General features: G+C 60.8%; 18 protein-coding genes. 15 read left to right on the plus strand and 3 right to left on the minus strand.

Annotated elements, in window-relative coordinates; all coding sequences use genetic code 11:
* Positions 1–101: 101 nt before the first annotated feature.
* From napF to nudK, 8 genes are all read left to right on the plus strand, one after another.
* Positions 102–596 (plus strand): ferredoxin-type protein NapF, encoded by a 495-nt coding sequence (gene napF / locus HF675_RS06775; protein WP_111736661.1) that lies wholly within the window; start codon positions 102–104, stop codon positions 594–596.
* A complete protein-coding gene (napD, locus tag HF675_RS06780) occupies positions 589–852 on the plus strand; it encodes a chaperone NapD (RefSeq protein WP_187044303.1) in 264 nt (87 codons plus the stop codon). Before napF ends, napD begins: the two co-directional genes overlap by 8 nt.
* Positions 849–3,335 carry a nitrate reductase catalytic subunit NapA gene (gene napA / locus HF675_RS06785; protein WP_187044304.1) on the plus strand — a complete coding sequence of 829 codons (2,487 nt, stop codon included), beginning with the start codon at positions 849–851 and terminating at the stop codon, positions 3,333–3,335. The genes napD and napA overlap by 4 nt, the downstream gene beginning before the upstream one ends.
* A 9-nt stretch (positions 3,336–3,344) precedes the next feature.
* Entirely contained in the window at positions 3,345–4,097 is a 753-nt protein-coding gene (gene napG, locus HF675_RS06790) for a ferredoxin-type protein NapG (RefSeq protein ID WP_187044305.1), read from the plus strand.
* On the plus strand, positions 4,097–5,005 hold the full coding sequence (gene napH, locus HF675_RS06795; RefSeq protein WP_105232083.1) for a quinol dehydrogenase ferredoxin subunit NapH: 909 nt from the start codon (positions 4,097–4,099) through the stop codon (positions 5,003–5,005). The genes napG and napH overlap by 1 nt, the downstream gene beginning before the upstream one ends.
* Complete coding sequence (gene napB / locus HF675_RS06800; RefSeq protein ID WP_105232082.1) at positions 5,002–5,451, plus strand: nitrate reductase cytochrome c-type subunit; 450 nt, start codon at positions 5,002–5,004, stop codon at positions 5,449–5,451. Before napH ends, napB begins: the two co-directional genes overlap by 4 nt.
* Before the next feature lie 11 nt (positions 5,452–5,462).
* Complete coding sequence (gene napC, locus HF675_RS06805) at positions 5,463–6,071, plus strand: cytochrome c-type protein NapC (protein WP_187044306.1); 609 nt, start codon at positions 5,463–5,465, stop codon at positions 6,069–6,071.
* Between the two features lie 99 nt (positions 6,072–6,170).
* Positions 6,171–6,743, plus strand: a complete 573-nt coding sequence (nudK, locus tag HF675_RS06810) for a GDP-mannose pyrophosphatase NudK (RefSeq protein ID WP_105232080.1) — start codon at positions 6,171–6,173, stop codon at positions 6,741–6,743.
* A 65-nt stretch (positions 6,744–6,808) separates the two neighbouring features.
* Here the strand turns inward: nudK and tkt are convergent, their stop codons facing one another.
* The 3 genes from tkt to rpiB all read right to left on the minus strand — a co-directional run bounded on the left by tkt (position 6,809) and on the right by rpiB (position 10,458).
* Positions 6,809–8,803 (minus strand): transketolase, encoded by a 1,995-nt coding sequence (gene tkt / locus HF675_RS06815; protein WP_187044307.1) that lies wholly within the window; start codon positions 8,801–8,803, stop codon positions 6,809–6,811.
* A 17-nt stretch (positions 8,804–8,820) separates the two neighbouring features.
* Positions 8,821–9,771 (minus strand): transaldolase, encoded by a 951-nt coding sequence (gene tal / locus HF675_RS06820; RefSeq protein WP_105232078.1) that lies wholly within the window; start codon positions 9,769–9,771, stop codon positions 8,821–8,823.
* A 228-nt stretch (positions 9,772–9,999) separates the two neighbouring features.
* Positions 10,000–10,458, minus strand: a complete 459-nt coding sequence (gene rpiB, locus HF675_RS06825) for a ribose 5-phosphate isomerase B (protein ID WP_105232077.1) — start codon at positions 10,456–10,458, stop codon at positions 10,000–10,002.
* 317 nt (positions 10,459–10,775) lie between these two features.
* Here rpiB and HF675_RS06830 point away from each other — a divergent pair, with 317 nt between their 5' ends.
* From HF675_RS06830 to maeB, 7 genes are all read left to right on the plus strand, one after another.
* Positions 10,776–11,888, plus strand: a complete 1,113-nt coding sequence (locus HF675_RS06830) for an alcohol dehydrogenase catalytic domain-containing protein (protein WP_105232076.1) — start codon at positions 10,776–10,778, stop codon at positions 11,886–11,888.
* Positions 11,889–11,953: 65 nt separating this feature from the next.
* Complete coding sequence (locus HF675_RS06835) at positions 11,954–13,222, plus strand: MFS transporter (RefSeq protein ID WP_105232075.1); 1,269 nt, start codon at positions 11,954–11,956, stop codon at positions 13,220–13,222.
* A 34-nt stretch (positions 13,223–13,256) separates the two neighbouring features.
* The gene (locus tag HF675_RS06840; RefSeq protein ID WP_187044308.1) at positions 13,257–14,027 is read left to right on the plus strand and encodes a GolD/DthD family dehydrogenase; all 771 of its coding nucleotides are present in this window, start codon (positions 13,257–13,259) and stop codon (positions 14,025–14,027) included.
* 26 nt (positions 14,028–14,053) lie between these two features.
* Positions 14,054–15,055 (plus strand): dihydroxyacetone kinase subunit DhaK, encoded by a 1,002-nt coding sequence (locus HF675_RS06845; protein WP_187044309.1) that lies wholly within the window; start codon positions 14,054–14,056, stop codon positions 15,053–15,055.
* Positions 15,056–15,095: 40 nt separating this feature from the next.
* Complete coding sequence (gene dhaL, locus HF675_RS06850; protein ID WP_370569841.1) at positions 15,096–15,716, plus strand: dihydroxyacetone kinase subunit DhaL; 621 nt, start codon at positions 15,096–15,098, stop codon at positions 15,714–15,716.
* 163 nt (positions 15,717–15,879) lie between these two features.
* Positions 15,880–16,842 (plus strand): sugar-binding transcriptional regulator, encoded by a 963-nt coding sequence (locus HF675_RS06855; RefSeq protein ID WP_015673306.1) that lies wholly within the window; start codon positions 15,880–15,882, stop codon positions 16,840–16,842.
* Between the two features lie 404 nt (positions 16,843–17,246).
* On the plus strand, positions 17,247–19,526 hold the full coding sequence (gene maeB, locus HF675_RS06860; RefSeq protein WP_187044311.1) for an NADP-dependent oxaloacetate-decarboxylating malate dehydrogenase: 2,280 nt from the start codon (positions 17,247–17,249) through the stop codon (positions 19,524–19,526).
* The last annotated feature ends 24 nt before the right edge of the window (positions 19,527–19,550 follow it).

Genomic DNA, 19,550 nt, shown 5'->3' on the forward strand with positions numbered 1-19,550 from the left:
AACGAACCCCGCTGTTTACCCCTTTCGGGTGATTATAACCCCCTATGATTAGCCCTATTTTTACCCTGCAAAAAAACACAGTGATTATAAGGATAAACAGCATGGCCGAATTGTCGCGGCGCAAACTGCTCAGCGGACAATGGCGTCGACCTTCCAACGTACAGCGTCCGCCCTGGGCGCGTGAGGAAGCCCTGTTTATCTCCGGCTGCAGCCGCTGCCGCGCCTGTATCGACGCCTGTGAAACCGGCGTGCTGATCGCCGGTGGCGGCGGTTACCCGGAAATCGATTTTTCCCGTGCGGAGTGCAGCTTTTGTCGCCGCTGCGTCAGCGCCTGTGACGCGGGCGTATTTGACGCGGAGGCGGACAGGCCATGGCGGCTGCAGCCGAGTGTCTCGACGCGCTGCCTGGCGCTGCAGGGCGTGGAGTGCCGCAGCTGTCAGGACGGCTGCGATACCGGGGCTATCCGCTTTCGGCCACGCCTGGGCGGTATTGCGCAGCCCGTGCTGACGGCGGCGGCCTGCAGCGGCTGCGGCGCCTGTGTTGCGCCTTGTCCGACCGACGCCATCGCGCTAACCCGGAGTGAAAACAATGAATAACGAATGGCACGTCAGCGGTCTGCTGGTGCAGGCCCGCCCGGAGGCTTTTCAGCAGTTGGTTCCCGCGCTGCTGGCGATCCCGGACACCGCAATACCGGCGCAGGATTGCGCACAGGGCAAGCTGGCGGTGGTGATGCAGGCGGCGCACTCGCATGCGCTGCTGGAAAAAATTGAGTCGGCGCGCAATCTGGAAGGCGTGCTGGCGGTGTCGCTGGTTTATCACCAGCAGGATGAGCAAGGTGAGGTAATGCCATGAAACTCAGTCGTCGAGACTTCATGAAAGCCAATGCCGCAGCGGCAGCCGCCGCGGCGGCCGGGTTGACCATTCCGACGGTGGCGCAGGCGGTGGTTGGCGGTACGGAAGAGATTAAATGGGACAAGGCGCCCTGCCGCTTCTGCGGTACGGGCTGCGGGGTGCTGGTCGGCACGCAGAACGGCCGCATCGTCGCCTCGCAGGGCGACCCGGATGCGCCGGTCAACCGCGGTCTGAACTGCATCAAAGGCTACTTCCTGCCCAAAATCATGTACGGCAAAGATCGTCTGACGCAACCGCTGCTGCGTATGAAGAACGGGCAGTACGATAAACAGGGCGAGTTTACGCCGGTCAGTTGGGACCGCGCCTTTGATGTTATGGCGGAGAAGTTCAAAGATGCGCTGCGGGAAAAAGGGCCGGATGCGGTGGGGATGTTCGGCTCCGGTCAGTGGACCATCTGGGAAGGCTACGCCGCCGCCAAACTGTTCAAGGCGGGGCTGCGCACCAACAACCTCGATCCGAACGCGCGTCACTGCATGGCTTCCGCCGTGGTGGGCTTTATGCGCACCTTCGGCATGGATGAGCCGATGGGCTGCTACGACGATATCGAACAGGCCGACGCCTTCGTGCTGTGGGGCTCCAATATGGCGGAGATGCACCCGATTCTGTGGTCGCGCATTACCAACCGCCGCCTGAGCAGCGAGCAGGTCAACGTCTCGGTGCTCTCCACCTTCGAACACCGCAGCTTCGAACTGGCGGATAACGCCATGGTGTTCACGCCGCAGACCGATCTGGCGATCATGAACTACATCGCCAACTACATTATTCAACATGACGCCGTCGACCGCGACTTCCTGGCGCGTCACGTCAATATCCGCCAGGGGGCGACCGATATCGGCTACGGCCTGCGTCCGACGCATCCGCTGGAAAAGGCCGCCAAAAACCCGGGCAGTGACGCGTCGGAGCCGATGAGTTTTGAGGCGTTTAAGGCATTCGTTGCCGACTATACGCTGGAGAAAACCGCCGAGCTGAGCGGCGTGCCGCAGGATCAGCTGGAAGCGCTGGCGAAGCTGTATGCCGACCCGAACGTTAAGGTGGTCTCCTACTGGACGATGGGCTTTAACCAGCATACGCGCGGCGTATGGGCCAATAACCTGTGTTACAACCTGCACCTGCTGACCGGCAAGATCTCCAAGCCCGGCTGCGGGCCATTCTCCCTGACCGGCCAGCCTTCCGCCTGCGGCACCGCCCGCGAGGTCGGCACTTTTGCCCACCGTCTGCCGGCCGATATGGTGGTGACCAACGACGCGCACCGCAAGATTGCCGAGGAAAAATGGCGGCTGCCGGCCGGCACCATTCCGGCCAAAGTGGGGCTGCACGCGGTGGCGCAGGACCGGGCGCTGAAAGACGGCACGCTCAATGCCTATTGGGTGATGTGCAACAACAACATGCAGGCCGGGCCGAGCATCAATGAAGAGCGGATGCCGGGCTGGCGCGATGCGCGCAACTTTGTGGTGGTGTCCGATCCATATCCGACGGTCAGCGCGCTGGCGGCAGACCTGATCTTGCCGACCGCGATGTGGGTCGAGAAAGAGGGCGCCTACGGCAACGCCGAGCGGCGCACGCAGTTCTGGCGCCAGCAGGTACGCGCGCCGGGCGAGGCCAAGTCCGACCTGTGGCAGCTGGTGGAGTTCTCCAGACGTTTCAAGGTGGAGGAAGTCTGGCCGGAGACGCTGCTGGCGCAAAGCCCGCAGCTGCGCGGGAAAACGCTGTTCGACGTGCTGTACGCCAACGGCAGCGTCGATCGGTTCAAACTGGATGAGATCCCGGACGATCAACTGAACGACGAGGCGCGCGCCTGCGGTTTTTATATTCAGAAAGGGCTGTTTGAAGAGTACGCCAGCTTCGGCCGCGGCCACGGCCACGATCTGGCGGCGTTCGATATGTATCACCAGGCGCGCGGTCTGCGCTGGCCGGTGGTTGACGGTAAGGAAACCCTGTGGCGTTACCGTGAAGGCACGGACCCTTACGTGAAAGCGGGCGAGTCGGTGCGTTTCTACGGCAAACCGGACGGTAAGGCGGTGATCTTCGCGCTGCCGTACGAGCCGGCGGCGGAAAGCCCGGATGAAGAATACGATCTGTGGCTGTCGACCGGCCGCGTGCTGGAGCACTGGCATACCGGTTCAATGACCCGCCGCGTGCCGGAGCTGCACCGCGCCTTCCCGGAGGCGGTGCTGTTTATTCACCCGCTGGATGCCAAGCGTCGCAATCTGCGGCGCGGCGACAAGGTTAAAGTGCTGTCGCGCCGTGGTGAAGTGGTGAGCATGGTGGAAACCCGCGGGCGCAACCGCCCGCCGCAAGGGCTGGTGTATATGCCGTTCTTCGATGCGGCGCAGTTGGTGAACAACCTGACGCTGGACGCCACCGATCCGTTATCCAAAGAAACCGACTTCAAGAAGTGCGCGGTCAAGCTGGAGAAGGTGTAAGGGCTGCCTATGAGCCGGCAACGAGACAAGGCCCCGGCGCGTCGCCGCTTCCTGCGGGATGCGGCGCGCAGTGCCGCCGGGCTGGCAGGGATCGCGGCGCTGCTGGGATTGCAGCAGCGTCAGTCGCAGGCGCGCGACGGTCTGGCGTTGCGCCCGCCGGGGGCGCTGGCGGAAGGGGATTTTGTCAACGCCTGCATCCGCTGCGGCCAGTGCGTGCAGGCCTGCCCGTATCAGACGCTGAAGCTGGCGACCTTGCTGTCGCCGCTGGCGGCGGGCACGCCGTATTTTGTCGCACGCGATGTGCCCTGTGAGATGTGCGAGGACATTCCCTGCGTAGCGGCCTGCCCGAGCGGCGCACTCGACCCACAACTGAACGATATTGACCAGGCGCGGATGGGGCTGGCGGTGCTGCTGGATCATGAAAACTGCCTCAACTGGCAGGGGCTGCGCTGCGATGTCTGCTACCGCGTCTGCCCGCAGATTGACGCCGCCATCACGCTGGAGCTGCAGCGCAACCCGCGTACCGGCAAGCACGCGCTGTTTTTACCCACGGTACACAGTGATGCCTGTACCGGCTGCGGCAAGTGCGAACAGGCCTGCGTACTGGAGGAAGCGGCGATAAAAGTGCTGCCGCTGTCGCTGGCGCGCGGCCAGCTGGGCGGTCATTACCGCTGGGGCTGGCAGGAGAAACAGCGCGCCGGTCAGGCGCTGGTGCCGGAAGGCGGACAGTTGCCGGCGCACGGCGTCGGGGAGGGGAAATAATGGCAAATCCGGTTGCTCAGGCCGGCCGTGATGCGCGTCTGCGTCACGGCTGGTGGCGCAGTCACCGCTTTTTGATCCTGCGGCGCTGCAGCCAGCTGTTGATTTTGCTGATGTTTCTGTCCGGCCCGCTGTGGGGCGTGTGGATCCTGCGCGGCAACTACAGCGCCAGCCTGCTGCTTGACACCGTGCCGCTCACCGATCCGCTGATGCTGCTGGAAAGCCTGCTGGCCGGGCAGTGGCCGGCCTGGCTGGCCTGGGTCGGCGCGGCGGTGGTGTTGACGTACGGGCTGATCGGCAACCGGGTGTTCTGCGGCTGGGTCTGTCCGCTGAATCCGCTGACCGATCTGGCAGCCTGGCTGCGGCGACGACTGGGGCTGCGCCAGTCCGCCACGCTGTCACGCCGGCTGCGTTACGGCATCTTGCTGATGGTGCTGGCGGGCAGCGCGTTCAGCGGCAGCCTGCTGTGGGAGTGGGTCAACCCGGTGGCGCTCACCGGACGCGGCCTGATCCACGGCGCTGCCGGCGATGCCGCCGGTTGGCTGCGTGGGTTGGCAGCGGCGTTTGGCGCCGGCGTCTGGCTGCTGCTGGCGCTGTTTCTGTTCGACCTGCTGGTGGTGGAGCACGGCTGGTGCGGCCACCTGTGTCCGGTCGGCGCCATGTACGGCGTGATTGGCAGCCAGGGCGTGATGCAGATCAGCGCGCAGCGGCGGGAGCAATGCACCCGCTGTATGGACTGTTTCCACGTCTGTCCTGAGGCGCAGATACTGCGCGAACCGCTGTTGTCACCAGACGCCCCGCCGCAGGTGGCCAGCGATGCCTGCATTGCTTGCGGGCGCTGCATCGATGTCTGTGCGGAAAACGTATTCACAATAACAAGCAAATTTCATTCTTCGGGAGCCAAAAAATGAAAAGCACCGTACTGAAAAAGCGCGGGGCCCTGTGGGCGGCGCTGATGTCTCTGGCCGTGGCAGGTTTCGCCTTTGCCGCCACCGATGTCGACCTCAGTCAGTCGCCGGAGGTATCCGGCACTGCCGAAGGGCAGATCAAAATGCCCAAGCAGCAAGAGCGCATGGCGCTTAACTACGTCAATCAGCCGCCGATGATTCCGCACAGCATTGATGGCTATCAGGTGAGTAAAAACACCAACCGCTGTCTGCAGTGCCATGGCGTTGAGCACTACCGCACCACCGGTGCGCCGCGTATCAGCCCGACGCACTTTATCGACAGCGACGGCAGGGTGCGTGGCGACGTCGCGCCGCGTCGTTATTTCTGTCTGCAATGCCACGTACCGCAAACCGACGCGGCGCCGATTGTCGGCAATAATTTTGAGCCGTTGCCAGGCTTTGGCAAATAATCGGAGGAGCTATGGCTGAACATAATACTGATAAAAAACCGGGGCCGATCCGCCGTTTGTGGCAATGGTGGCGCAGGCCAAGCCGGCTGGCGCTGGGCACCTTGCTGCTGCTGGGGTTTGTCGCCGGGATCCTGTTCTGGGGCGGTTTCAACACCGGGATGGAGGTGGCGAACACCGAGCAGTTCTGTATCAGCTGCCATGAAATGCGTGAAAACGTGTACGAAGAGTATATGGAGACCGTGCACTACAACAACCGCAGCGGGGTGCGCGCCACCTGCCCGGATTGCCATGTACCGCATGAGTGGGGGCCGAAAATGCTGCGTAAGCTGAAGGCCAGCAAGGAACTGTATGCCAAGATTTTCGGTCTGATCGACACGCCGCAGAAGTTTGAAAGCCACCGTCTGACGATGGCGAGTAACGAATGGGCGCGTATGAAAGCGAATAATTCGCAGGAGTGCCGTAACTGCCATAACTTCGAGTATATGGATTTCACCGCGCAAAAAACCGTGGCGGCTAAAATGCATGACAAGGCGATTAGCGAAGGGAAAACCTGTATCGACTGCCATAAAGGCATCGCCCATAAACTGCCGGATATGCGCGAGGTGCCAAACGGTTTTTAACCGTTCATCCTGCCCAGACCCCGCCTTGTGCGGGGTTTTTTATTGCGCGTTTTTTGCTACCGTAGTGGGCTGACTCCGACAGTGGTGAAAGAAGGGTGTATGTCCGCAAAAATCGACAATGTGAAAAAAGAGCTGCTATCTGACAATTGGTATGTGCTCAATAAATATTCCTTTGATCTGAAACGTAAAAACGGCGGAAGCGTGCAGCAGGTGCGGGAGGTGTATGACCGTGGTAACGGCGCCACCATCTTGCTGTATAACCGCGCCAAGGGCAGCGTGGTGCTGACCAATCAGTTTCGTATGCCGACCTACGTCAACGGTAATGAAAGCGGTATGCTGTTGGAGGCCTGTGCCGGGCTGCTGGATGGTGATGCGCCGGAGCTGTGCGCCCGCCGCGAAGCGGAAGAAGAAACCGGTTTTCAGGTGGATAAGGTGCAAAAGGTGTTTGAGGCCTACATGTCGCCGGGTGGCGTCACCGAGCTTATCCACTTTTTTATTGCCGAGTATCAGGATGAACAGCGCCGCGCGGCCGGGGGCGGCATTGAGGATGAGGATATTGAGGTGGTCGAGTTGCCGTTTAGCGAAGCCATCGCCATGATCGCCGACGGCCGCATCAAGGACGGCAAGACCATTATGCTGCTGCAGTATCTGCAGTTGCATAATCTGATGTAAGGCTGGTTTGCCGGTAACGAAAAAGGCGCCGCAAGGGCGCCTTTATGATGGCTGCTTTCAGCCGCTTACTTCAGCAGTGCCTGCGCCTGCGCCACCACGTTTTCCACGGTGAAGCCGAACTCCTTGAACAGCTGGTCCGCCGGCGCCGACTCACCGAAGGTGGTCATGCCCACCACCGCACCGTTCAGCCCGGTGTACTTCAGCCAGTAGTCTGCAATGCCCGCTTCAATCGCCACCCGCGCCGTGACCGCCGCCGGCAGCACCGACTCGCGGTAGGCCGCATCCTGCTTGTCGAACGCGTCGGTCGACGGCATCGACACCACGCGCGCCTTGCGGCCCGCCGCCGTCAGCTGACCCGCCGCCTCGACCGCCAGCTCCACTTCCGAGCCGGTGGCAATCAGGATAACGTCCGGCGTGCCGTCGCAGTCCTGCAGCACGTAGGCGCCGCGATACACGTTCGCCAGCTGCTCCGCCGTACGCGGCTGCTGTGCCAGGTTCTGACGCGAGAAAATCAGCGCCGTCGGGCCGTCGTTGCGCTCGATGGCGTATTGCCAGGCAATCGCCGACTCCACCTGGTCGCACGGACGCCAGGTGCTCATGTTCGGCGTGACCCGCAGGCTGGCCAGCTGCTCCACCGGCTGGTGGGTCGGGCCGTCTTCACCCAGACCGATGGAGTCGTGGGTGTAGACGAACACGTTGCGCTGCTTCATCAGCGCCGCCATGCGCACCGCGTTACGCGCGTATTCCACAAACATCAGGAAGGTCGCCGAGTACGGCAGGAAGCCGCCGTGCAGCGCGATGCCGTTGGTGATGGCGCTCATGCCGAACTCGCGCACGCCGTAGTGGATGTAGTTGCCCGCCGGGTCTTCGTTCAGCGCCTTGGAGCCGGACCACATGGTCAGGTTGCTCGGCGCCAGGTCGGCGGAGCCGCCGAGGAATTCCGGCAGCAGTTTGCCGTAGGCTTCCAGCGCGTTCTGCGACGCCTTGCGGCTGGCGATGTTGGCCGGGTTGGCCTGCAGCTGCTCGACGTAGGCCCTGGCCTGCGCCTGCCAGTCGGCCGGCAGCTCGCCGCTCATGCGGCGGGTGAACTCGGCGGCCAGCTCCGGGAAGGCGGCGGCGTAGGCGGCGAACTTGTCGTTCCAGGCCGCTTCACGCGCCTGACCGGCTTCCTTGGCGTCCCACTGGGCATAGATGTCCTGCGGGATTTCAAACGGCGGGTAGTGCCAGCCCAGCTGCTCGCGGGTGGCGGCCACTTCGGCATCGCCCAGCGGCGCGCCGTGGGAATCGTGGGTGCCGGCCTTGTTCGGCGAGCCGAAGCCGATAACGGTCTTGCACATCAGCAGGGACGGCTTGTCGGTAACCTTGCGGGCTTCCTCAATCGCCGCCTTGATGGCGTCGGCGTCGTGGCCGTCCACGCCGCGTACCACGTGCCAGCCGTAGGCTTCGAAACGCTTGGCGGTGTCGTCGGTGAACCAGCCGTCGACGTGGCCGTCGATGGAGATGCCGTTGTCATCGTAGAAGGCGGTCAGCTTGCCGAGCTTAAGGGTGCCGGCCAGGGAGCAGACTTCGTGTGAGATGCCTTCCATCATGCAGCCGTCGCCCATAAAGGCGTAGGTGTTGTGGTCGACGATATCATGGCCCGGGCGGTTGAACTGCGCGGCCAGGGTGCGTTCGGCGATGGCGAAACCGACGGCGTTGGCGATGCCCTGCCCGAGCGGGCCGGTGGTGGTCTCGACGCCCGGGGTGTAGCCGTATTCAGGGTGTCCCGGTGTTTTGGAATGCAGCTGACGGAAGTTTTCCAGCTCGCGCATCGGCAGGTCGTAGCCGGTGAGGTGCAGGAGGCTGTAAATCAACATGGAGCCATGGCCGTTGGAGAGGACGAAGCGGTCACGGTCGGCCCAGTGCGGGTTGGTCGGGTTGTGGCTGAGGTAGTCGCGCCACAGGACTTCGGCGATATCGGCCATGCCCATAGGGGCGCCCGGGTGACCGGATTTTGCTTTTTGTACGGCGTCCATGCTGAGTGCGCGGATGGCGTTGGCTAATTCTTTGCGTGAAGACATAGTAAAGCTCCGGGTAATTACAGTTCAGCGGCCAGCATGTCTTCCAGCTTCTGCTGGTCAACGGCGAACAGGCGGATGCCCTCGGCCAGTTTTTCTACCGCCATCGCGTCCTGATTATGCAACCAGCGGAATTCTGCTTCGGCCAGCGGCGCCGGCTGATGGAAACCTTCGGTAGACGGCGTCAGTTTGCGCTCAACCGGCTGTTCGCTTTGCTTCAGCTGTTCCAGCAGGTTTGGCGCGATCGTCAGGCGGTCGCAGCCGGCCAGCGCCAGGATCTGCTCAACTTTACGGAAGCTGGCGCCCATGATCACGGTCTGATAGCGGTGCTGTTTATAGTATTCATAGATGTCACGCACGGATTTCACGCCCGGATCCTGTTCGACGTCGTAGTCGGCGCTCGGCTGTTTCGCCTGATACCAGTCGTAGATACGGCCGACGAACGGTGAGATCAGGTACACGCCCGCTTCGGCGCAGGCGCGGGCCTGGGCGAAGGAGAACAGCAGCGTCAGGTTGGTATTGATGCCTTCTTTTTCCAGCTCTTCCGCCGCCTTGATGCCTTCCCAGGTGGAAGCCAGTTTGATCAGGATGCGTGACTTGTCGATCCCTTGTTCCTGATACATGGCGATCAGTTTGCGCGCTTTGGCTACGCACATGCCACGGTCGAAGGAGAGGCGGGCGTCCACTTCGGTGGAGATGCGGCCCGGCACGCTTTTCAGAATCTCGACGCCGATATTGACCGCCAGTTTGTCACAGGCGTTGATCAGCTGGGTTTCTTTATTGCCGCCCTGTTGGCGCGCATAGGACAGCGCCTCGGTAATCAGCGCTTTGTACTGCGGCAGCGCGGCGGCTTTCAGGATCAGTGAAGGGTTGGTGGTTGCATCTTCCGGTTCGAACTGGCGGATAGACTCAATGTCGCCGCTGTCGGCAACCACTACGGTCAACTGCTTGAGTGCGTCTAATTGGTTCATGTATAGCTCCTTGATTTACCCTTCATCTCTAAGGGGGCAACAGCGCAGAACCGCGCTTTTGCGCCATCAGGTTAAACGTCTATTTAATAGGGTGAACACACTGCATCATAGGTGTGCCAAATAAAATGCGCTTTTTCTGATTGTTGCGATGGATAAGAACAATGAATCCCGAGTAAACGCAGGCAGGACGCGCGTTGGCGCGCGCCTGCCTCTGGCCGGAAAGCGGTTTCAGCGTGGTTGGAGCGCCTGTTCATAGTGGCTGATTTTCGCCACTTTGGGCGCCGAACCGCCGCCTTCAAACTCGGAAGCCAGCCAGGCGTCGACGATGGTTTTCGCCAGCTCGGCACCGATCACCCGCGCGCCCAGCGTGATGATCTGGGCGTCATTGCTCTTGCGCGCCCGCTGTGCCGAATAGGTATCGTGGCACTGGGCAGCGCGTATCCCCGGCACTTTATTGGCGACGATGCTCATGCCAATGCCGGTGCCGCATAACAGAATACCACGTTGGTGCCGCTCATTCCTGATGGCCTGCGCCACCTGAAAGGCGATATCGGGGTAGATCCCGTTATCGTCGCCGCGATCCCGGGTGTAATCGGTTACGGCGATATCGCGTTGCTGCAGATAGGCAACGATCACATTCTTCAGTTCAATGGCGGCATCATCGGCGCCGATGGCAATAGGCAACATAACGATCTCCTGGTTGATAGCGGAAAGACTGACGATCCTCGCTGGTGCGTCTGCTGTTTAAGATATCGGTACAATTACAAATGTTCAATAGATGTTCTTTTGTTTTATCTGTTTTAGTCATTAAGCTCACGTTTAAAGTGATGCCAATCACATATTTAACGGTTGTTAGCACTTAAATAGCTTCTATAGGCGAGTTTTTGAGCGTAATCACAGTTTGAAAAGATCATGGTGGGCAAATTCGCCGGCTGAGTTTAGTGTTCATTTGTTCTTATTTTGTATTAATGTTCATGTTAATGACCCAGCCAGAGGACAAAACTATGTGTCAGACCTGTGTAACAGCGGCAAAAATGGCGGACGGCATCCCAGAAACCATGAAGGCGATCGTTGCCTACGCGCCCAAGGATTACCGTCTGGAAGAGGTAGCGGTGCCGAAGATCGGCCCGAAAGAGATCCTGGTGAAGATCGAGGCCTGCGGCATCTGCGCCGGCGATATCAAGGCGTTTGAAGGGGCGCCGAGCTTCTGGGGCGATGAGACGCAGCCGGCCTATATCAAGGCGCCGATGATCCCGGGCCATGAATTTATCGGCCATGTGGTTGGCTACGGCGAGGGCGTGGAAGGATTTGATATTGGCGACCGGGTGATCTCGGAACAGATCGTGCCCTGCTGGCAGTGCCGTTTCTGCAACCGCGGCCAGTACTGGATGTGTGAAAAACACGATCTGTACGGCTTCCAGAAGAACGTCAACGGCGGCATGGCCGAGTACATGAAGTTCACCAAAGAGGCGATTAACTACCACGTGCCGGCGGATCTGCCGATTGAAAAAGCCATTCTGATCGAACCTTACGCCTGCTCGTTCCATGCGGTGCAGCGCGCCAATATCAAACTGGGGGACGTGGTGGTGCTGGCCGGGGCCGGCACGCTGGGGCTGGGGATGATCGGCGCGATCAAAAAATCCGGGCCGTCGAAGCTGATCGTGCTCGATCTGTCGGATGAGCGGCTGGCGCTGGCGAAGACCTTCGGCGCGGATCTGACGCTCAACCCTACCCGCGACGACGTACCGGCGGTCATCAAGCAGCTGACCGACGGCTACGGCTGCGATATCTACATTGAAGCCACCGGTGCGCAGAAGTCGGTGGAGCAGGGGCTGACGCTGATCCGCAAGCTCGGCACCTTTGTGGAGTTCTCGGTGTTCAAGGATCCGGTAACCGTCGACTGGAGCATCATCAGCGACCGCAAAGAGCTGGATGTGCTCGGCTCACACCTTGGCCCGTACTGCTATCCGCTGGTGATTGAGGGCATTGGCAACGGCGATTTGCCGACCGAAGGCGTGGTGACCCACACCCTGCCGCTGGAGCAGTTTGCCGAAGGCTTCGAGCTGATGAAACGCGGCATCGGGTCGATCAAAGTGGTGCTTAATCCAAATCTGTAAACCTGCGCCATTCCTCGGGTGCAGGCCTGCCTGCGCCTCCACAATGACATGTGTTGGGGTGTTCTATGTTGCACGGACTGATTCATCGCATTGGTCTTTCACCGAAACTGCTGCTGGGCTATGCCGGCGTGCTGGTGTTTATGATGGGGGAAGGGCTGGAGCAGGGCTGGCTGTCGCCCTACCTGATCGGCAAGGGGCTGAGCATTCAGGAGTCGGCGCTGCTGTTCAGCGTTTATGGCTTTGCCGCCGCCATCGCCGCCTGGTTCTCCGGCGTGCTGGCGGAAATCTTTACCGCCCGTCGGGTCATGCTGGCCGGCCTGCTGCTGTTTCTGTTTGGCTCGGTGTGTTTTCTGGTGTTTGGCCTGCCCAGCAACAATCTGACGATTATGGTGCCGACCTACGCCCTGCGCGGGCTGGGCTATCCGCTGTTTGCCTACGGTTTTCTGGTGTGGGTGGCCTATGAGGCGCCGCCGGAAAGGCTGGGCTCCGCCGTCGGCATTTTCTGGTTCGTATACAGCGGCGGGCTGAGCGTGTTGGGCGTGCTCTATTCCAGCATCATGCTGCCGTATCTCGGCGAGATACATACTTTGTGGAGCGCGCTGATCTTTGTGGTGCTGGGGGCGGCGATCGCGCTGTTGCTGAACCGTGGAACGCCTGATGGGCAAAGCGCCAATAAAGAGAAGGCGTCGCTCAGCTATGTGCTGAAGGGCATCACCATCGCCTTTGAGAATCCGAAGATTGGTCTGGGCGGCATCGTACGCACCATCAATACCTCGGCGGCTTACGGTTTTGTGGTGTTTATGCCGATGTACATGATGGATATGGGCTTTACCCGCACCCACTGGCTGCAGATGTACGCCGCGCTGTGGACGGTGAATATCATTTTCAACCTGATTTTCGGCGTGATCAGCGACGGCCTGGGCTGGCGTAACGTGGTGATGTGGTTCGGCTGCGTCGGCTGCGCGATCACCACGCTGATGTTCTATTACGCCCCGCAGTTCTTCGGCGCCAATTACCTGATCACCGTGGCCGCCGCCGGCCTGTTCGGCGCCTGTCTGGCCGCCTTTGTGCCGCTGTCGGCGATTATGCCGTCGCTGGCGCCGGAGAATAAAGGCGCCGCCATGTCGATTTTAAACCTCGGCGCCGGCCTGAGCACCTTCGTCGGGCCGGCGGTGGTGGGGCTGTTTATCGGCAGCCTCGGCGCGGTCGGGGTGATCTGGATCTTCACCGGTCTGTATCTGTTCAGCGGCGTGCTGATGAAATTCGTCACGCTACCGAAAGAAGCGCCCGGCGATAGCAACGACGCTAACCCCAGTTTGGCGAAAATATCCTGATGCAACGTGATATCCACCGTTTAGGGAGAGAAAGATGAACAATCAGCAACGAACAGGCGAAGGCGCGCTGGCCTTGCAGGGCAAGGTGGCGCTGATCACCGGCGGCGGTGCCGGCATCGGCTACGCGATAGCCGAACAGTATGTGCAACACGGCGCGCGCGTGGTGCTGCTGGACCGTGCCCCCGACGTGGCGGAAACGGCGCAGCGTCTCGACGCCGAGCGTGCGCTGGGCGTGGTTGCCGACGTAACCGAACAGGCATCGGTGGAGCAGGCGGTGGCCCAGAGCCTGGCGCATTTCGGCCGGCTGGACGTGCTGGTCAACAGCGCCGGCATTGTGGCGCTGAACCCGGCGGAGGAGGTGACGGAGGCGGAGTGGGACGCCACGCTGGCGGTGAACCTGAAAGGGGTCTTTCTCACCAGCCAGGCGGTCGGCCGGCATTTTATCCGCCAGCGCAGCGGCAGCATTATCAACCTGGCTTCACAGGCGGGCGTGGTGGCGTTGCCCAATCATCTGGCCTATTGCGCCAGCAAGGCCGGCGTGATTGGCCTGACGCAGGTGCTGGCGTTGGAGTGGGGGCCGCACAACGTGCGGGTGAACGCCATTTCGCCCACCGTGGTGCTGACCGAACTGGGACGCAAGGCGTGGTCCGGCGAGCCGGCGCGGCAGATGCTCGACAAAATTCCGCTGCGGCGCTTTGCCGAACCGCAGGATATCGCCGCCGGCGCGCTGTTTCTGGCCGGTGACGGTGCATCAATGATTAACGGCGCGAATCTGGTGATCGACGGCGGATACACCATTCAATAATTCATCTTCAGGCGAGAGAGGCAGCAATGAACAGAATTATCAACGATCCCGACCATGTGGTGGAAGATGCGATTCAGGGCTATCTGCAGGCGCATCCCGACTATTTTACCCCGACCGATAACGCCCGGGTGCTGAAGTACCCTGCCGCGCCGGTCAGCGGCAAGGTGGGCATCGTCACCGGCGGCGGCTCCGGTCATGAACCGGCGTTTCTGGGCTATGTGGGCAAAAATATGCTGGATGCGGTGGCGATTGGTGAAATTTTTTCATCGCCGACCGCCGGCGCGTTTCTCGACGCGTTTAAAGCCGCCGACGGCGGCGTCGGGGTGGCCTGCCTGTACGGCAACTATGCCGGCGATAACATGAACGTCAAAATGGCGATGAAAAAGGCCGCCGCCGCCGGGATTGCGGTGAAAACCGTGGTGGCGAATGACGACGTGGCTTCGGCACCGGCCAGTGAGATCGACAAGCGCCGCGGCGTGGCCGGGGAAATTCTGATGTGGAAAGTCGGCGCTGCCGCCGCCGCCAAAGGCTATGACCTGGACGGCGTGATCGGCGCGGCGCAAAAGGCGATCGACAACTGCCGTTCGATTGGCGTGGGGCTGAGCTCCTGCACTATTCCGGCGGTGGGCAAACCCAATTTCCATATCGACGACGGCAAAATGGAGATCGGCATCGGCCACCACGGGGAACCGGGCATTGAGGTGTCGCCGATCCAGCCGGCGTCGGAAATGGCGGCGACCATGCTGGATTTCGTCCTCGGCGATATGCCGCTGGCGCAGGGCGACGACGCGGTGGTGCTGATCTCCGGCCTGGGGGCCACGCCGGTGATGGAGCTGTACATCTATTATGGCGAAATCGCCCAACGCTTGGCGGCGCGCGGCATCAATGTGCACCGTCGCTACGTCGGCAACTATTTCACCTCGCTGGAGATGATGGGCGTGACGCTGACAATCATGAAGCTGGATGATGAACTGAAAACCCTTATCGATATGCCGAGCCAGTCGCTGGGCTTGACCCAGGTGGAGTGATGTGATGACAGAACAGATTTCAACGCAGTACGGTAATGAGATGGTGGAAGGGCTGGTGGCGGTGATCGTCAGCCATCGCGACGTCCTGAGCGAGATCGACGGCGCGATCGGCGACGGCGACCACGGCATCAATATGGCCAAGGGCTTTACCCTGTGCGGCGAGGCGATGAAGGGCAAATCTCTGTCGCTGGCGCAGGCGTTCGATACGCTGTCCGATGCGCTGATGGAGGGCATCGGCGGTTCAATGGGGCCGCTGTACGGCAGCCTGTTTATGGGCATGGCGGACAGCGTGCGCGACAAGGCGCAACTGGATGCGCCGGCGTTTCTCGCCATGTTGCAGCAGGGGCTGAGCGAGCTGCAGGACATCAGCAGCGCCGGCGTCGGTGATAAATGCCTGATGGATACGCTGATCCCGGCGCTGGCGGCGTTCGAGCAGGCGCTGCAGCGCGGCGACGACTTTTCCGGCGCGCTGGCGCAGATGAAGCAGGCGGCGGCGGACGGGCGCGATTCTACCCGCGATCTGGTGGCGAAAATCGGCCGCGCCAGCCGGCTGGGCGAGAGGTCGCGCGGCGTGCTGGATGCGGGGGCGGTCTCGTGCTGTCTGCTGCTGACCACGCTGGCGGAGGCGACGGAACGGCGTTTGCAGACCGTTGCCGCCTGAGCTGGCGGAGTTGCCGCGGCGTTTCGGCGCCGCCTTGATGCAACGTTAATTATTTAGGGTATATACTGGCGACAGTTAAGTTTTATCGCACAATGGGTTCAGAGCCTCTGAACCCATTGCCGTCGATAACCGGCCAAACCTGCCGTGGGGAATCGTGTAGCGGATGGAAAAACAAACAGTGTCCCAGGATAACGAACTACTGACTGAAATTGCCGTTGCGTATTATCAGGACGAAATCACCCAGGAAGAGATTGCAAAAAAATTCGGCATCTCGCGCATTAAAGTGGGGCGTCTGCTCAAGCGCGCGAAAGAAGAGGGCATCGTTGAGATTACCGTGCGTTATCACCCGGTGTTCAGCACCCGGCTGGAACAGCAGATGCTGGAGCGGTTTCCCATCAGCCGCGCGCTGATCGCCCTCGACCATCAGGATGAAGATGAGCAGCGGCGGCAGGTGGCGGCGCTGGTGTCCAATTATCTGTCGATGTCGCTGAAGGATGATATGGTGCTGGCGGTCGGGCAGGGGCGCAACGTGGCGGCGATTGCCGATCACGTCGGCAGCGTGCCGGAGCGCAACTGCAGGTTTATCAGCGGCATCGGCGGCACCCACCGGCCCGGCGATGCGATTAACGCCGACCACATCAGTCGCCGGCTGGCGAAAAAGTTCGGCGGCAGCAGTGAGACGCTGTACGCGCCGGCCTACGTGGAGAACCGCGCGCTGAAGCAGGCCTTTATGCAAAACGGCACCATCAAAGAGACGCTGGACCGGGCGCGCAAGGCCGATGTGGCGCTGGTGGGCATCGGTGATATGAACGAAAACAGCTATATGGTCAAACTGGGCTGGTTTACGCCGCATGAGATTATCGACGCCAGCCTGAATCAGGGCGTGATCGGCGATATCGCCGGCTATGATTTTTTCAACGCCCAGGGGCAGCATGTGGATACGGTGATGAACGATCGGGTGATCGGGCTGAGCATCGACGAGCTGCGTAAAATTCCCTGCGTCATCGCCATCGCGTCGGAAAACACCAAGGCGCTGGCAATCCTCGGCGCGCTGCGCACCGGCGCGATTGATATTATCGCCACCAGCGCGCTGAATATCCGCACCCTGCTGAATATGTCGCAGTAGGCGGCAATCCTCTCCTATTCGCAATAACCAAGGGTCAGCGCTGCCTGGCCCTTGGGCGTCAATTTATCGCTTAATTGCTTAGGTCAGCGTCAATCGCCGGATAAAACGCGTTGGCGCTATCGACGACGGGCTGGTTGGGCTTCCGGGACGGCGGTTTTTTTCTTGTTCATTCTGTGTTACTTGTTTTTAACCTAATGTATACCTTTCATACATGAAGTTGTCCTGAACCGGCGGGCGCAGCGTCTGGATGTGGCTTCGCACTGCCGCAACTTCAATTATTTCAGGTATCTGAAAGTTTCGCGCAGGGTTATGGCAGGCTTCAAAGTTTGCGGCGATTCTCTCACTATACTGGTGTAACAAAACAGCCTTACCTCAGATAAAAGTAAAAAACAAAGGACCCTATAATGGACGAACAGCTCAAACAGAGTGCCCTTGATTTCCATCAGTTTCCTGTACCAGGGAAAATCCAGGTTTCCCCGACCAAACCGCTGGCTACCCAGCGCGATCTGGCGCTGGCCTACTCGCCGGGCGTGGCTGCGCCTTGCCTGGAGATCGCCGAAGATCCGCTGGCTGCCTACAAATATACCGCCCGCGGCAACCTGGTGGCGGTGATCTCCAACGGCACCGCGGTGCTGGGGCTGGGCAATATCGGCGCGCTGGCCGGCAAGCCGGTGATGGAAGGCAAGGGCGTACTGTTCAAGAAGTTTTCCGGCATCGACGTGTTCGATATTGAAGTGGATGAGAATGACCCGGATAAGCTGATTGACGTAATCGCCGCGCTGGAGCCGACCTTTGGCGGCATCAACCTGGAGGATATCAAGGCGCCGGAGTGTTTCTATATCGAGAAGAAACTGCGCGAGCGGATGAAAATTCCGGTGTTCCACGATGACCAGCACGGCACGGCGATCATCACCACGGCGGCGGTGCTGAACGGCCTGCGGGTGGTGAAGAAAAATATCTCGGACGTGCGTCTGGTGGTGTCCGGCGCCGGCGCGGCGTCGATCGCCTGCCTTAACCTGCTGGTGGCGCTGGGGCTGCATCCGCAGAACATCACGGTGTGTGACTCCAAAGGGGTGATCTACAAAGGCCGTGACGAGAAAATGGAAGAAACCAAGGCCGCCTATGCGATCGCGGACAACGGGCAGCGCACGCTGGCCGACGCGATTCCGAACGCTGATATCTTCCTTGGCTGCTCCGGCCCGGGTGTCCTGACGCAGGAGATGGTGAAAACCATGGCGCGGGATCCGCTGATCATGGCGCTGGCCAACCCGGAACCGGAAATTCTGCCGCCGCTGGCGAAGGAAGTGCGCCCGGACGCGATTATCTGTACCGGTCGTTCCGACTACCCGAACCAGGTCAACAACGTACTGTGCTTCCCGTTTATTTTCCGCGGCGCGCTGGACGTCGGCGCCACCACCATCAACGAAGAGATGAAGCTGGCCTGCGTACACGCGATTGCCGATCTGGCGCTGGCGGAGCAGAGCGACGTGGTGGCTTCCGCCTATGACGATCAGGATCTGTCATTCGGCCCGGACTACATTATTCCCAAGCCGTTTGACCCGCGCCTGATCGTCAAGATCGCGCCGGCGGTGGCCAAGGCGGCGATGGATTCCGGCGTGGCGATGCGGCCGATTGAAGACTTCGACGCCTACGTGGAGAAACTGACCGAGTTCGTTTACAAAACCAACCTGTTTATGAAGCCTATTTTCGCCCAGGCGCGCAAAGAGATGAAGCGCGTGGTGCTGGCCGAAGGCGAAGAAGAGCGGGTGCTGCATGCCACGCAGGAACTGGTGTCGCAGGGGCTGGCGTTCCCGATTCTGGTGGGGCGTCCGAGCGTGATTGAGATGCGCCTGAAGAAGCTGGGCCTGCAGATGACGCCGGGCAAAGACTTCGAAGTGGTGAATAACGAATCCGATCCGCGCTTTAAAGAATACTGGGGCGAGTATTACCAGATCATGAAGCGCCGCGGCGTCTCGCAGGAGCAGGCACGCCGTGCGGTGATCGGCAACCCGTCGCTGATTGCCGCCATTATGCTGCACCGCGGCGAGGCCGACGCGATGATTTGCGGCACCATCGGCAGCTACCATGAGCACTACGAGGTAGTGAAAAACGTGTTCGGTTTCCGCGAAGGAACGCACGTCGCCGGGGCGATGAATGCCCTGCTGCTGCCAAGCGGCAACACTTTTATCGCCGATACCTATGTCAACGACGACCCGACGCCGGAACAGCTGGCGGAAATTACCCTGATGGCGGCGGAAACCGTGCGGCGCTTCGGTATTGAGCCGAAGGTTGCGCTGCTGTCGCACTCCAGCTTCGGCTCTTCCGACTGCCCGGCGGCGCGCAAAATGCGTAAAACGCTGGAGCTGGTCAACAGCATGGCGCCGGAGTTGGAAATTGACGGCGAAATGCACGGCGACGCCGCGCTGGTGGAAAGCATTCGTCACGATCTGATGCCGGACAGCCCGCTGAAAGGCTCGGCCAACCTGCTGATCATGCCGAACATGGAGGCCGCGCGTATCAGCTATAACCTGCTGCGCGTCTCTTCCTCGGAAGGGGTGACCGTCGGGCCGGTATTGATGGGGGTGTCGAAGCCGGTGCATATCCTGACGCCGATCGCCTCGGTGCGACGCATCGTCAATATGGTGGCGCTGGCGGTGGTTGAGGCACAGACCGCGCCGCTGTAATCGTCGCACGGTGGCGTATATGAG

Source organism: Serratia sp. JUb9, from assembly GCF_014298095.1.
GTDB lineage: Bacteria > Pseudomonadota > Gammaproteobacteria > Enterobacterales > Enterobacteriaceae > Serratia_B > Serratia_B rhizosphaerae.

Bases quoted from the DNA above. Each gene is read 5' to 3' on its own strand.
- maeB (WP_187044311.1), top strand. From the start codon at position 17,247: ATGGACGAACAGCTCAAACAGAGTGCCCTTGATTTCCATCAGTTTCCT.
- napA (WP_187044304.1), top strand. From the start codon at position 849: ATGAAACTCAGTCGTCGAGACTTCATGAAAGCCAATGCCGCAGCGGCA.
- dhaL (WP_370569841.1), top strand. From the start codon at position 15,096: ATGGTGGAAGGGCTGGTGGCGGTGATCGTCAGCCATCGCGACGTCCTG.
- HF675_RS06830 (WP_105232076.1), top strand. From the start codon at position 10,776: ATGTGTCAGACCTGTGTAACAGCGGCAAAAATGGCGGACGGCATCCCA.
- HF675_RS06840 (WP_187044308.1), top strand. From the start codon at position 13,257: ATGAACAATCAGCAACGAACAGGCGAAGGCGCGCTGGCCTTGCAGGGC.
- napF (WP_111736661.1), top strand. From the start codon at position 102: ATGGCCGAATTGTCGCGGCGCAAACTGCTCAGCGGACAATGGCGTCGA.
- napH (WP_105232083.1), top strand. From the start codon at position 4,097: ATGGCAAATCCGGTTGCTCAGGCCGGCCGTGATGCGCGTCTGCGTCAC.
- napG (WP_187044305.1), top strand. From the start codon at position 3,345: ATGAGCCGGCAACGAGACAAGGCCCCGGCGCGTCGCCGCTTCCTGCGG.
- tkt (WP_187044307.1), bottom strand. From the start codon at position 8,803: ATGTCTTCACGCAAAGAATTAGCCAACGCCATCCGCGCACTCAGCATG.
- rpiB (WP_105232077.1), bottom strand. From the start codon at position 10,458: ATGTTGCCTATTGCCATCGGCGCCGATGATGCCGCCATTGAACTGAAG.
- napD (WP_187044303.1), top strand. From the start codon at position 589: ATGAATAACGAATGGCACGTCAGCGGTCTGCTGGTGCAGGCCCGCCCG.
- HF675_RS06835 (WP_105232075.1), top strand. From the start codon at position 11,954: ATGTTGCACGGACTGATTCATCGCATTGGTCTTTCACCGAAACTGCTG.
- napB (WP_105232082.1), top strand. From the start codon at position 5,002: ATGAAAAGCACCGTACTGAAAAAGCGCGGGGCCCTGTGGGCGGCGCTG.
- napC (WP_187044306.1), top strand. From the start codon at position 5,463: ATGGCTGAACATAATACTGATAAAAAACCGGGGCCGATCCGCCGTTTG.
- HF675_RS06855 (WP_015673306.1), top strand. From the start codon at position 15,880: ATGGAAAAACAAACAGTGTCCCAGGATAACGAACTACTGACTGAAATT.
- HF675_RS06845 (WP_187044309.1), top strand. From the start codon at position 14,054: ATGAACAGAATTATCAACGATCCCGACCATGTGGTGGAAGATGCGATT.
- tal (WP_105232078.1), bottom strand. From the start codon at position 9,771: ATGAACCAATTAGACGCACTCAAGCAGTTGACCGTAGTGGTTGCCGAC.
- nudK (WP_105232080.1), top strand. From the start codon at position 6,171: ATGTCCGCAAAAATCGACAATGTGAAAAAAGAGCTGCTATCTGACAAT.